The sequence below is a fragment of the Cytobacillus sp. Hm23 genome, from assembly GCF_051842895.1.
In the GTDB taxonomy this organism is placed as follows: domain Bacteria; phylum Bacillota; class Bacilli; order Bacillales; family SM2101; genus Nanhaiella.
In genome coordinates this window covers 39,385-53,492 of record NZ_JBPXRQ010000037.1, presented here as the reverse complement: position 1 = coordinate 53,492, position 14,108 = coordinate 39,385, and the positions used below count along the sequence as shown (strand labels likewise).

The 14,108-nt window shown below is 34.8% G+C and carries 6 protein-coding genes and 2 pseudogenes; 1 reads left to right on the top strand and 7 read right to left on the bottom strand.

The window, feature by feature from the left end:
• Nucleotides 1-131: 131 nt before the first annotated feature.
• Nucleotides 132-1,271, bottom strand: a complete 1,140-nt coding sequence (locus tag ACSVDA_RS19110) for a hypothetical protein (RefSeq protein ID WP_485885235.1) — start codon at nt 1,269-1,271, stop codon at nt 132-134.
• Between the two features lie 196 nt (nt 1,272-1,467).
• Here ACSVDA_RS19110 and ACSVDA_RS19105 point away from each other — a divergent pair, with 196 nt between their 5' ends.
• Entirely contained in the window at nt 1,468-2,256 is a 789-nt protein-coding gene (locus tag ACSVDA_RS19105) for a GNAT family N-acetyltransferase (RefSeq protein WP_485885234.1), read from the top strand.
• Between the two features lie 159 nt (nt 2,257-2,415).
• Here ACSVDA_RS19105 and mgrA read toward each other — a convergent pair whose 3' ends face one another.
• The 6 genes and pseudogenes from mgrA to ACSVDA_RS19075 all read right to left on the bottom strand — a co-directional run bounded on the left by mgrA (nt 2,416) and on the right by ACSVDA_RS19075 (nt 13,680).
• Nucleotides 2,416-3,414 carry an L-glyceraldehyde 3-phosphate reductase gene (gene mgrA / locus ACSVDA_RS19100; protein WP_485885237.1) on the bottom strand — a complete coding sequence of 333 codons (999 nt, stop codon included), beginning with the start codon at nt 3,412-3,414 and terminating at the stop codon, nt 2,416-2,418.
• Between the two features lie 335 nt (nt 3,415-3,749).
• A complete protein-coding gene (locus ACSVDA_RS19095) occupies nt 3,750-5,006 on the bottom strand; it encodes a GNAT family N-acetyltransferase (protein WP_485885233.1) in 1,257 nt (418 codons plus the stop codon).
• 556 nt (nt 5,007-5,562) lie between these two features.
• Nucleotides 5,563-5,958, bottom strand: a pseudogene (locus tag ACSVDA_RS19090) (M23 family metallopeptidase); the annotation flags it as partial.
• Nucleotides 5,959-6,533: 575 nt separating this feature from the next.
• Nucleotides 6,534-11,339 (bottom strand): binary toxin-like calcium binding domain-containing protein, encoded by a 4,806-nt coding sequence (locus ACSVDA_RS19085; RefSeq protein ID WP_485885232.1) that lies wholly within the window; start codon nt 11,337-11,339, stop codon nt 6,534-6,536.
• Nucleotides 11,340-12,977: 1,638 nt separating this feature from the next.
• Nucleotides 12,978-13,449 (bottom strand): annotated as a pseudogene (locus ACSVDA_RS19080) (GNAT family N-acetyltransferase).
• Nucleotides 13,450-13,485: 36 nt separating this feature from the next.
• Nucleotides 13,486-13,680, bottom strand: coding sequence for a DUF6366 family protein (locus ACSVDA_RS19075; protein WP_485885231.1), 195 nt, complete (start codon nt 13,678-13,680; stop codon nt 13,486-13,488).
• Nucleotides 13,681-14,108 lie beyond the last annotated feature (428 nt).

Genomic DNA, 14,108 nt, shown 5'->3' with positions numbered 1-14,108 from the left:
TTAGAAGTTTCAAGCGTTTTAGAGCTAAAATCTTATTAGCTCATAAGTATAAAAAAGTGGGTGTTCATGTTGGATAGGGCGAAGAGAACTTGCTTCACCCCAACATTTGACGTTGAACCGTTTTTTTAAACTTAATTTCTAGAGCTTTGACGTGCTTCCTTCAGTAATTCTTTGATTTCCTCAACTGTTTTACCTTCTGTATCAATTCCTAATTCTTCTGCTCGTTGAATTAGTCTTTGCTGGCGTTGTTCTTTTAGTAACTCTTGGATTTCTTCTAGTGATTTTCCTTCTACGTCAATTCCTAGCTGCTCTGCTTTTTCTAATAACTTCGCCTCTTTTTCTTCATCACTAAGCTCATTCCATTTTTCTTGGAACTTTTCTTTATTCATTCTTTTACCTTTATAGTGTGGAGCTTGTTCCTTCACTAATTCTATTACTTCATCTACAGTTTTACCTTCTATATCAATACCTAATTCTTCTGCTCGTTCGAACAGCTTTTGTTCACGCTGTTCCTTCAATAAGTCTTGGATTTCTTCTAATGTTTTGCCTTCTACATCAATCCCTTGCTGCTCTGCTCGCTCTGTTAGCTTTGCCAATTTCTCTTCATCACTAAGCTCATTCCATTTTTCTTGAAGCTTTTCTTTATTCATTCTTTTGCCTTTATGGTGTGGAGCTTGTTCCTTCACTAATTCTATTACTTCATCCACAGTTTTGCCTTCTGTTTCAATACCTAATTCTTCTGCTCGTTCAAACAGTTGTTGTTCACGTTGTTCCTTCAATAAGTCTTGGATTTCTTCTAATGTTTTGCCTTCTACATCAATTCCTTGCTGCTCTGCTCGCTCTGTTAGCTTTGCCATTTTTTCTTCATCACTAAGCTCATTCCATTTTTCTTGAAAATGATCTTTATTCATTCTTTTTCCTTTATGGTGTGGAGCTTGTTCCTTCACTAATTCTATTACTTCATCCACAGTTTTACCTTCTGTTTCAATACCTAATTCTTCTGCTCGTTCAAACAGTTGTTGTTCACGTTGTTCCTTCAATAAGTCTTGGATTTCTTCTAATGTTTTGCCTTCTACATCAATCCCTTGCTGCTCTGCTCGCTCTGTTAGCTTTGCCAATTTCTCTTCATCACTAAGCTCATTCCATTTTTCTTGAAAATGATCTTTATTAAAGTATTTTATGCTACTATCATATTTTGCAAAAGCACTAGTAGTACTCACTCCTCCCAATGTTATTGCTCCAGCTAAGGCTAACAAACCAATTTTTTTCATTTTTAACATTCCTCCTTCAATTGTTGGACAATTTATTTGTCACATGTTTACTATAAGCTGTCTTTGTGTCAATCATATGTCAAGGCAAATTAAACATTTTCTTATGGTGGTCATTGTTTGGGTATAAAAACCATGCTAGTATATTCATAATTATTATTCGTTTTTTACCAAATTTTTATTATCGAGGAGAAGAACAATGATTCGTAAATTGAAGTCTAATGACCACAAACAAGTATTTTCTTTTCTAAAAGAGGAAGCTTCTTTTAACTTATTTCTTATCGGGGATATCGAAGCTTTCGGGTACGAACAAGACTTCCAAGATATTTGGGGAGAATTCGATGAAAACAATCAGCTAATCGCTGTTTTACTTCGTTATTACCAATACTATATTCCTTATGCTAAACATGAGTTTGATGTAGAAGGTTTTGTACAAATTATTAAAAAACATGATAATGTACAAGCTCTATCCGGTAAGTCTGAAATCGCATGTCAGTTTGAAAATATTGAGGGCTTAAAGCTAGGAAAAAAGCAAAACATGTTCTTTTGTGAATGTGTAACAGATGATCAGCTGGGAGAACTTCATTTTCAATCAGAAATTTCTCTTGCAACAATTGAAGATGTCGATGAGATCATTGCATTAAGAAGTGATATTGAAGAATTTGTCACGCCATCAAATGCAAAAGAAATGCTTATAAAAACAATGAAATCTGGGACAGGTCGCACATATGTCATGAAAAAGAATGGACAAATGATTGCCTCTGCATCAACTACCGCAGAAAATTCGATATCAGCAATGATCGTTGGTGTTTGTACTCATCAAGACTATAGAAATAGAGGCTATGCCACTGAAGTTATGAAAATGTTATGTAAAGACTTATTAAAAGAAGGAAAAACACTTTGTCTTTTTTACGATAACCCAAGTGCAGGACGGATTTATAAAAAGCTTGGCTTTGTTGACATTGGGAAATGGATAATGTACAGATAATCATAAGGTATTTCTTTTCTCCAAAACATACATGAAAGGGTTCTAACCCACAAATTGATGGTTAGAACCCTTTTTCATGTGCTCTTCTGTTCAAAAATCAGGTTTTTCTGTCCAAACTTCTTCGTTTACTATCCAATCTACTTCGTTTACTGTCCAAACTTAGCTATTTTGTTGTAAAATAGCTTCAATTTCAGTTAATTCTGCTTCACTAAATGAAAGATTGTTAAGTGCTTTTACATTATCTTCGATTTGAGCTACTCGACTGGCACCAATCAATGCTGAAGTCACTCGCTCATCACGTAAAGCCCAAGAAATTGCAAGTTGCGCTAAACTTTGTCCACGATTTTTAGCAATATTATTAAGTTGGATCACCATATTAACTCTTTTATCATTAATATCTTGTTCATTTAAAAATACACTTTCACTAGCAGCACGAGAATCACTAGGGATACCTTGCAAATATCTGTCAGTTAATACACCCTGTGCCAATGGTTGGAAGATTATCGTTCCAATGCCAGCTCTTTCATTAACATCTAACAACCCATGTTCAACCCAACGATTCAACATTGAATATGCTGGTTGATGAAGAACAATTGGTGTTTTTAAGTCCTTCAGTACCTCAAGTGCTTGAGATGTTTGAAGAGCATCATAATTGGATAGCCCTACATATAATGCTTTTCCTTGTCGAACAATTGAATCAAGAGCCATCATCGTCTCTTCTATTGAAGTATCAGGATCTGGACGATGTGAATAAAAGACATCTACGTAGTCTACCCCTAGTCTTTTTAAGCTTTGATCCAGGCTAGCAATTAAATATTTTCTTGAACCGAAATCACCATAAGGGCCTGGCCACATACCGTAACCTGCCTTAGTTGAAATAATTAATTCATCTCTATAATCTTTTAATTCCGTCTGCAAAATCTTACCTAGTGTTTCTTCAGCACTCCCTGCTGGGGGTCCGTAGTTATTAGCAAGATCAAAGTGAGTAATTCCTAAATCAAATGCTCGTGTAACCATCGCTTTAGCATTATCATAATCATCAATTCCACCAAAATTATGCCATAACCCTAGCGAAACAGCCGGTAGCTTCAAACCGGTCTTGCCACACCTGCGATAAACCATCGTGTCGTATCTGTTTTCATTTGGTATATAATTCATCATATCCTGCTACACAAAACAAGCTTTTCGATTCATGGATAAGTGCCTAAGACAAATGCCATTGATATTAAATGATGAATTGCTCATTAACTTTGTGACATTTAATGCACATGAAATATTGAATGCTTTTATTGTTATAGCAGTCTTTCACCTACCTTTTTAGTATCATATTTCCACTTTACTTTCAGTGTCATTGTTGAAATTTATGTATAACGAAAACGCTTTCGAATACATTATACGTTCTTTTTTTCACATACGTCAATGAAAGTATTTCCCTACAAAAAACAGGCTGACCTCACACTGCCTAGCCTGTAACAATATATAATGAATATTAGCTAAAATCTTGTTGTACATATTGGCTTATGATCTGTAGCAAAAATTCTATTAACCGTTTCTACATAAGTTGAATCAGATATGCTCACTAATCCATAGCTTAGTAGTTGCTTAAGAGCAATAGAACCAACAAGCATTGAAGTAAATTCTGAGACATGTAATGATATTTCTACGTCATACTCACTTTCTTCCATCACTATTACTTTGCCGTCTTCAAAATATAAGATAACACTACCTTCATTTTCTTTAAGAAAGTCGTCATTAATAGTTATCTTCAATTTACAATTCGCATTATTAAAATTATGGCTACTTAACTGTTGGAATATAGCCTTCGTATTAATTACTCTATACATAATGCCTACACCTTGGATATTGCTTTCATGATACACATGAGGCATGATATGATTCGTACCGTTCCTAACGTCTGTTAGTAAGTAATGGAAATATTCATCTTGAGTATGAACAATGACTTCATTAACTTGATCCATTTGGCTATTTAGAAAGGTTAAGAGCTCTTGAAGCACTTCTGTATTTTCATATATAATTTCTTCAATAATTAAATTATTTAGTAGAAAGTTGTTCTTGTCTACTTTGTTAAATGTAAAAACAAGATAACCTCTAATTGTTCCTTCTTCTTTATACGCAATGATGCTATTTGCTTGCTTTTTAAATATACTAGCTGCGTCATTGTAATTTTTCTTTATCATGCCGTGAGTCATTTTCGCTACTCTATTATAGCAGTCTAGTAACTCGGTAGCTTCAGAAGCTTCGATATATTGGAGATGCTTCTTCGACCTTCCTTTCGGAAAGCTATCAGGTTGGATTCGGTATTGATTCGTTTTTGTACCATATCCGAAACCCATTTTCTTATAAAAATCTGGACGGAACGGATATAGAACTGCCAGTGGAAAGCCTTTTTCTCTAAAGTGTTGTAATGAAAAGTATATTAAATCCTTACCTATTTTTTCTTTTTTATGTAATAGATCAACGGCAACTGAGCCAATTCCACCTGCGTTTATTTGAGAAGAGAAAAGCGTCAGCGTGTAATCATATAACCTCATGCCACCTACAGCTTTTTGATCTTTAAATGCCCCATAAAATACTTTTGAAGATTCAATACTCTGCAATTCTATAAATTTTTCTTCTAACTGCTTTATTTTGTCTTCTGAAGAATTATACAACCCTGGATACGCATTTACTGAAATTTTTGCAAAATCTCTAAAATCGACATCTATCATTTTTTTAATTTCAGTTGCCATACTTCCACCCCTTACAATAAATTATGGTACATATGATCTCCTGAAAATACCCCTTTCACCGTCTTCCTTAATGACTCTTATCGAACAATTTGTTACTTTTGTTTACAAACAGATGACAAGAAGAGAGTTATATTAGTCTATGATTTTTTTTAGTGTAGAAAAGGCACTACCTTCGCTAGTTGGTATGATTATTTTATCGTACGAAAAACTACAATCAATGTGATAATTAACAAATGACAAAACATACCTCGTAAGCTACGGGTTTAGTTCATAGTACGAAAAGTAACAGTTAATTCGAAAGCAGCCTTTTCTAATTTCTATTAAATAATTGAGTTCTTTATACAATAGTGGGATTATTTAACTATTTTATCATACGTCCCATAATTACTGCATTTAGAAAAGCTATTTCATCGATAGTTATATCTTGTTTCCTAGCTTTTTGATGCCATTTATCACTTGTCAAAATTCCCTTTTTATAGGAAATCTCATACGTTTTTGCAAGTTCCTCATATTGCCATTTTTGTAGTTTCATTAAGCTTTCCTCCTCTTCTACTTTTTTACTTAAAAACGCTAATGGATTGACGGCATTTGTCTTATTAAGATCCCATCTTCCTTTATGCAACTCGAAGTGTAGATGTTGACCTGTAGATTGACCAGTATTACCCATATAACCTAGATGTTCTCCTTGCTTCACTTTATCACCTTGCTTGACTTTTCGAGATCCACTACGCATATGAGCGTAAACAGTTTCCCAGATTTGTTCTTCGATATGATGAACTAAAAAAACGACTTCACCATAGCTCGTTGATATATATGATCGACTAACAGTACCGTCAGCGGCTGCAACAATTGAAACCTTTCCAGATTGGGCAAAATCTACACCATAATGGTCTGGCCTATGGCTTGTACGATATGCTGACGACACCCGTCCTTCACAAGGATAGATAAACAATGTCGATCACCCCTTTCTTCATTTTAGTTATATAATCTTTTATATAACTAAACTATGTGAAAAGGTCCGTCTTGGAAACTGTCATTTATCTCAGCACAATAGTCCTTTTTATCGCACATCGTCAATAACCTACTATACTTGACTACGTGCAGGTGTTAAATTATAAGAGCAATTTGACTATAAAACATATACAAAAACCAAAAAATACGGTTGGATTATTTGATGATGAACGAGGAGAACAAAGACCATAACTAGAGTCCAAGAAGAAAAATCTCATTTAATGTGGATAATAGTAGAAATAAGCAACTGCACGCTTGATTGTTAAACGAGTTTAAATCACATTTTGACTTAAAATAAGGAGGGTATATGAAGAATTGTTTGCAAACTTATATACACTGCTGACTTTTAATATTTTATGAAATAATCTGGAATTAGTATCCTTACTATATAACTTCTACTTTCTAAACTACTTTTTTGTCCGCGTAATGACATACATTAGTTAAGAGTGTCACCTATTTTATTTATAAAAGAATGTAAGACCCTCAATGAGTTTGTTACTCATTGAGGGTAAGTTTCTAGTAGAAATAACCTACTATGTCAATATCATATTCGGCATTACTATCAAGCACTGTCCACGTACCGTAGTTTGGAGTCATGGTCAGTAAATATGGATTTAGCTCATCAGCCGTTACATACATTAATCCGCTATGATGAACGGACTCAGGATCCACACCTTTCGCAAATTTTGTTGCAGCAGTCCCTAATTGTACATAATCGTTATTAATAGAGAATTTTAATACACTAGCACCTATATTTTTTGCTGTAACATTAACTAGAAATGCTTTTGGTTGCTCTTTAAAATCATTTCCTTGTAGGATAACTTGTGTAGACTGCTCATCTGTTACTGTTGGAGACGCTACAGAAATTGGTGTTGTATACTGCTCATAGAACCAGTCGTTATTAGAGTCATTTTCATCTGCAAAATACCCAAGTACTTTAATTAAAAATTCAGTATTATCATCAGTATCTTTCCAACTTCCTAAAGAAATGTCAACTGTTATATTAGCAGGGTCATTTTCATCTGCTGGAACAAATACGATATTGCTATGCTTTGGATTATTCTCAGCACCTGGCTCAAATCCTAATGCATGTGTTGCCGAAGTACCAAGCTCTGAATAAGACGAGCCGTTTATTTTCACTCTGACTTTATTAGACGTCACTCGGTTTGCATCTACTTGTACAAGATAGCCTTTTGCATGGTTTATACCTGTACTATATGATTGGGTCCCTGTCGTTGTATATGTTCGCTCATGATTATATGGCGTAAACTTAGATGAACTTGATAAGCGATCAAAATATCCAACTACTTTTATAGAAGTACCTTCTCCAAAATAATCATTTGTCGTGCTTAATGTCAAATCAGATGCAGGTACAACAACCGTAGTATTGTGAGTTGGTCTTTTATCTGGAATACGCGTAATTAATTTAACCGAAGAAATTTTGTCATTAAAATCAACTGTACTTAAATCAGGGATATCATTAGTAACAGGAAGAAACTCGCCAGCATAGTTCGTATTATCATACGCGATTAATCCTATTTCAGGTAATGGATTTAATACTTTGACAGAACTAAATTGATTAGCCCAATTATTTCCAATATTATCCTCACCTATGACATAGTCAGCATAATTACCTGTATAGTTCGTTCCTTCATAAAAACGATACACTGGTCCATAGTAGAAGCGAGCAGAGTCAATCGTATTATTAAATCCACGAGTACCAGTTGCACTTCTACCTTTGTATATAATATCTTGAAAACTACTTAAATCAGGAATCGACTCATCAATAATTGCGTACGAGCCTTCAAAATCAGTTTCCTTATAGATGATTACTTTCGCAAGCTTATCCTCATTATTTTCAAACTTTATTGAAGATAAATCAGACCCCATACCAAAAGGGCGTAAGTCAAATATAGGTGTCAATGTGTTATTACCGTGTAAATCATTATAGTTTTTGTCATTGTAAAATTTAACTGTTGGACAATTCTGCTCACATCCGAGTTTGATGGAAGAGACATTATTATTCGTATTATACTTTGTAAGGTTTTTTCCTCGTCCAATCGTATCCCACGAGTGATACCAGCCACCAGATTCAGAAAAATCATCAGCATTGTAAAAGTACGAATCAAGTTGATAACTCGTATCTTCACCTGCAAAAACTTTAAAAGAAGAAGCTTTATCATTAAAGTAACCAGAAATATCTTTTTTTCCGTAAATATCTATAAAATCACCAGCATAATCATTTCCACCGTTAGAAAAATCCTGCTGATCATATAGCCGAACAAATGGCTTTCCTGACTGTCCGACTATGCGAACTGCCGATGCTTTATTATCCATATTCGTGCTGGCAAGATCTTTATAGCCATTTACTACTGGTAAAACATTATCTACATTGCCATTTTCATATCCATAGTAGTTATAAAGAACAAGCCCTGATCCAGATTCATCCTGTCTTAACTTAACACCACTAACTTTATTACTTCCACTATCATTACTCATATAATGAAAGCCACTTCGCAAATCTGACATTGAACTAGTTAGGTCGTAAATACGTTCCCCTTCATAATTCGCGTCCTCGTATAATTGGTATGTTGTAGCTGCTCCTCTATATTCAATTGGGTCATCGTTGACACCTAAATAAGTTTCTTGAGCACCAATTTGTACATTATGTTTATTTGAAGTCGTTTGTGTATCTTTCACTTCAAGGACGAATGCTTCAGCAGTCGGATATTGTGACGACAGAGTATTAATATTTGAAACATCTTGGGCTTCTTGTAATGGGACATACCCTAAGCCATAAAATGATAAATCATACGGTCTTAGAATATACGATTCTGTTTCATTTCCATTTGCTGCAGTAACAGTGATTTTTGCATCTGCATGTGTTAAATCTATTAATCCTGCTGAACTATCAGATTCCCAAATACCATCAAAGTCACCGTTTTCATCCTCATCTGTTAATGTGAGTTCCTGTACGCCACTATTAATCGTTTTAACTGTCGCTTTGACACTCTCAATTGATGATCCGTTTTCAAGAATATTTGCAACTACCTGCTTTCCTTCATCAGCATAAAGTGCATATTGTACATACGGTGTACCGTTCGGATCAGGTTTTTCAATAACAATATTCATACCAGGTCGTAATTTAGTATCAAAAATGCTTTCACCTTGTTGGAATGCATCGTAATCAGCAGATGAATCAGATGAAAAATAAACACGCCATGAATCATCAACTTCTTCACCAAAAATTCTCAATTTTCCATTCACAATTTCTGCGTCAAGAACTAACACAAGTGCTTCCTCTAACGACGTATCAGGTTTAAATTGAGAATTTGCGTTATTTGGGTCATTAGCATATATTTTATAGTTATGCTCTCCAGTCGTACTACTAATAAAAGTAATATTAGCTGAAACAGCATCAATAGCTCCTTCATATAGGCTCCAATTGTACTCTGTAGATGGCAATCCATTTTCTATACGTTTTACTTTTGCCTCAATTTGGTCTGTAGATAGAGAAATAGGCAAGCCCATTTCAACCATTTTAAGTTGATCTATCGTAAGATAAATAGGTGTGTTATCTACCGACCCAACCTCTTGGTACTGTAAAGCAATAGATCCACTGCTAGGATATGTCCTATTAGGGGCAATCGTTCCAATCGTACTGGCATTAGCTGTTTTCAATGACAGAATATCTAAATTACCAACTGTTAAAGATAGACTTGGAACGATGTCATATGCTGGCGCAGTGCCTACATTTCTATATTTTACATTCCAAATACTTGTAGCAGCTTTATCTTTTTCACTCGTAGTAGCTTGACTCCAATTTGCTGTATTCGTGCCATTTCTACCACTCGAATTTGAAGTTACATCAGTAGTCTCGATATTCGTATTTAATTCGGTATACAGTTTAAGAGACGTTGATTGCTTTACCCCAAGATCGGTAAGTGATGCAGATATTTCAAATTCTTGGGTCACTTCAGTACCAAACTTAGCTCCAGTACTGATTTTTTTACTCTCAGTCGTATCTGTTTGGGTTTGCCATCCTGTTGACCTTGACGTTCCATCAGAGAGTGTAATAGTCTCTCTAGGTGTTATTTGAATATGTTCAAGATCAGCTTTTATATCGGGAAATGCTGGAACTAAAGGATGAGTTGCAGGAGCTAGAATAGCCGCATCAATTTGACCAGTTACTTCTTCCTTATCACTGTATGGATCTTGATCCGTACTCCAGTCATATGGGGACGTTGTATATTTTAATACACCCATCTCATAATAGGCATCATCCCATTCAACTAATCCAAAGCCAGGAATATGAGTATAACCATTAATTTCCCACAAGTCAGTAACTCCATCGTTATCAGTATCGTTTTCTATCGTCTCCGCACTTACAACTGATGGCTTATAAGCTACGAGCTCTGTTAGTTTTTGATAAGATGATAATAACCAATCTCGAAACTTATTTACTGTTCTTTCTAGTGAATCGGTTAGATTATTTACTGGTTCTTCTCCTGGATCAGTTGATTCATCTCCTGGCTCTTCGACTGGATCAGTTGATTCATCTCCTGGTTCTTCGACTGGATCAGTTGATTCATCTCCTGGCTCTTCTCCTGGATCAGTTGATTCACCTCCTGGCTCTTCTCCTGGATCAGTTGATTCATCTCCCGGCTCTTCTTGTATGATAGGCTCATCAACTATCAAATCAATAGGATCTAACGAATCATTTCCTTCTTCACTTTGAATTGGTGGAAATATTTGTTCTTTCGGAATGATCTCTTCTTCTTGATTATTACTGAACCACTTAATTTCAAGTTCAGATAGTGCTACATCTGAGTTGCTATAACCTATGGTAATGTTATATTGTTGATCTGACTCTAAGCTAATTGCCTGGGGTTTAAAGTGTTGTCCATTAATAATTAATTCATCATCAATCCATAGTTTAATATGATCATTATCAGATGTAGTAAAAGTATAATCCTCAGAATAATTAGGTTCAATTATGCCTTCCCATTTTATCGAGTGAATATTTCGCATCTTACTTTGGAGTGGCTTAGGTATATTAAGTCTATTAATATCAAATTTTGCATTTGAATCTTCCAAACGTATTAATAAATGATCAGAAAACTCTGCGTCAGAATAATATGTTCCCTCCATACCATTCAAAATAATGTTATCATCATTTATTTCTTCTTGGACAGAACGCTCGGATTGGGATTCAATGTTTTTTGCATAAGTTACTGGATGAGAAAATGATACAATTTGAGTCGTTAGAGCTAGCGTTGTAATAATTGAGAAAAAACGTTTTGTTGATTTATTGTTCCCCATTAAAAATGCTCCTTTCTCATTTGGACTTTTGATATGAATGATTACTTCATCCCTAACCACTTAAAGAGTAACGAAAAACACTTCACATTCGAAATGCACCTCCTTCAAAATAAATAGTTTAAAAATACAAAAAATCACCGTGGTATTGTCTTATAAATACACATTCAGGTTTTATCCGACTAAGTTGATCTCTTTCAACTGTCAAATTGTTTCGCTTACACATTTGAACAAGTACAGCTCTCATTTTTATCTGGATCTGTTAAACAAATGATTGGTTCATTAATATAGATGCTACGATATTACTTATCTAAGTGGAAAATCTCAAAACGGAGGATAATGAAACATCTATCGCTAAAAACATATATACTTCGTCATTTATCGACAGTTTTCGAACATTAGAATCAATATATTTATATTAAATCGCTTAACATGACTATTATTATAGTTAAATAATAAAGACGTTAATTACGTTTGATAGTGTTTCATATGGCACTAGCGAACCCTTTCAAGTAAACTTGACCATCAGAATAATCAACTATCAGTCTAAACAATCAAAAAAGCCTATCAACACGATAGACTTTAACCGAACTTTTAATCCTTATATAATTTTAAAAAAATAATGAACAGATGGATTATCTAGAAAATAACTGCCATTAGGAAAGCTCTTTTCGTATAACCTGTTACAATTGTCCCTCAACTAGATGATAAGTATATCGGTTTACTCTACAATCATCGTTTAATAAAAGAAAAGGTACCACGACATCTAGTTGTATTCGTGTTTATTATTAGTACGAAAAACAACATCCTATGTGAAGGCAGTCTTTGCAAAGGCTCTTTTCGTAAAACCTTGCCTCAACTAGAAGATAAGTATGTCGGTTTACTCAATATTCATCGTTTTATAGAAGAAAAGATGCCACGACATCTAGTTTTATTCGTGTTTACTGATTAATACGAATAACAACATCCTATGCGAAAGCAGGCTTTGCAAAGGCTCTTTTCGTAAAACCTTGTTGCAATTCTTCTCAACTAGAAGAAAAATATTTCTTTTTACTCAACAGTCATCTTTTGAATCAAACAAAAGTTAACAGAAAAGAATGGAGATATCTATATATCTATAAAAATTGACAAAAATATTATATGATTGTTAATGCTACGTTTTATTGGGGCAGATAACCTTTTAGTAAAAATCAGAAAATCAGACATAGGAAGGATAGCATCAGAGAAATGAAACCAATTTATACTTTTTCCGGCAGAAGACTCTCACCTCAAGGAATGAGAAGGGCGAAGCCCAATGAGTAGGTGTGAGATGAATGTCGGTTGGCGTCAGCCAAAACTATTGGTAGAATATACTTGTACAGATTGCTCTTTGAAAACTGAAGATATGAGGTTGTTGTAGGAATTCGTCTGCAACGTAAAATCTTCAACGCTCCATCCCCCACGCTCGGCGAAGTTGCGAAAACCAAGCTAAAGTAGGGAGCGTGTGAGTATACGTACAAGCTTTGCTTTCAGGGTAGGGACTACCCGTAGAGCCTGCTAAATAACTTGCGGTTACGCTAGTGTTCGCAGGAATTTCCCACTTCAAGCGAAGCTAAGTGGTGAGTAGTTCAAACTTTTTTATTACACTTATAGCATAGCATCCTAGTATAGATTCTTAAAGAACAACACTCTGTCATTACCTTGACCGTCATAATTACGTTTCACATAAAGTCCTTCCATCAAAGTATTTGTTTCTTCAATTTGAAAACCCATTTTCTGATGGAAAGCCTATTGAATTTGTATTCACTGGTGATGTAATGCACCTTACGATTTGACACCCATGTTGTATTACAGTAGTAAAAAACTGTTCATATAGTTTTTTAGCAATTCCCAGTTCTCTATATTGAGGGTGTACACCTACAAAGTGTATGTACGCTTCATTTTGTTGAGATTGAGAAACAAATCCAATTAAAAACCCAACAATCTCATCCTGCTCTTCAATTACAAAACTAGTATTTTGGAAGTGAGTAAAGAATAGCATTGGCAACATATGATCCATTTTGCGACCATTCCACCAATCATTCATTACAGGTATAATTGTTTGATAATCTACTTCTTTCACGTGTCTAATCATATTTAACACACCTCTCCATAATAAGTTTTAATTTCATTACGTCGAACATTGATTAAACAACAGTAAGCTAATGATGACAATGACAATCGTTACAACAATTTGAAAACAACCACCTCTCACCAATTCTGAAGGAGATCCAGCTTGGCTACGGTTGATTCCATCATTTAACATTCCAGTTGGGTGGTTTTTCCGTTCCTTATTATATAGGTCATCCCTTTGCTTCTCACTCATTAAACCACTCCCTATCAACTTTTCTAAATACATTACGTAACAGAATATACAGGTTGCCCGTTCAAAACGAAAGGTACCTAGGCGAAAGGAAACTGACAGGTTTATTGGAATACGATATTTGAAGAAATGAAAGCAAAATCAGCTCTTGAGTGTGAAGAAACAGTTGCTATCTACGCCAGACAAAAGGTTGAAGTAGATAGCGTGTTCGGTCACATATAGGGCAATCGATCATTCCGAAGGTTTTCCTCCTTACGGGGTCTCGACAAAGTGCACGATGAATTCGGGATTATGACTTTAGTAGCAGGATGTCGCCTAGCTACTTTCATAAAACATACAATCAAAAAAGCATCTGATAAAAAATGCATCATTTTTCATCAGATGCTTTACTTTTTTAAAGACTTATCAGATCTCCTCTTTTTACTAAACAT

Coding starts and splice junctions, on each gene's coding strand:
- ACSVDA_RS19110 (WP_485885235.1), bottom strand. CDS start 1,271: ATGAAAAAAATTGGTTTGTTAGCCTTAGCTGGAGCAATAACATTGGGA.
- ACSVDA_RS19105 (WP_485885234.1), top strand. CDS start 1,468: ATGATTCGTAAATTGAAGTCTAATGACCACAAACAAGTATTTTCTTTT.
- mgrA (WP_485885237.1), bottom strand. CDS start 3,414: ATGAATTATATACCAAATGAAAACAGATACGACACGATGGTTTATCGC.
- ACSVDA_RS19095 (WP_485885233.1), bottom strand. CDS start 5,006: ATGGCAACTGAAATTAAAAAAATGATAGATGTCGATTTTAGAGATTTT.
- ACSVDA_RS19085 (WP_485885232.1), bottom strand. CDS start 11,339: ATGGGGAACAATAAATCAACAAAACGTTTTTTCTCAATTATTACAACG.
- ACSVDA_RS19075 (WP_485885231.1), bottom strand. CDS start 13,680: ATGAGTGAGAAGCAAAGGGATGACCTATATAATAAGGAACGGAAAAAC.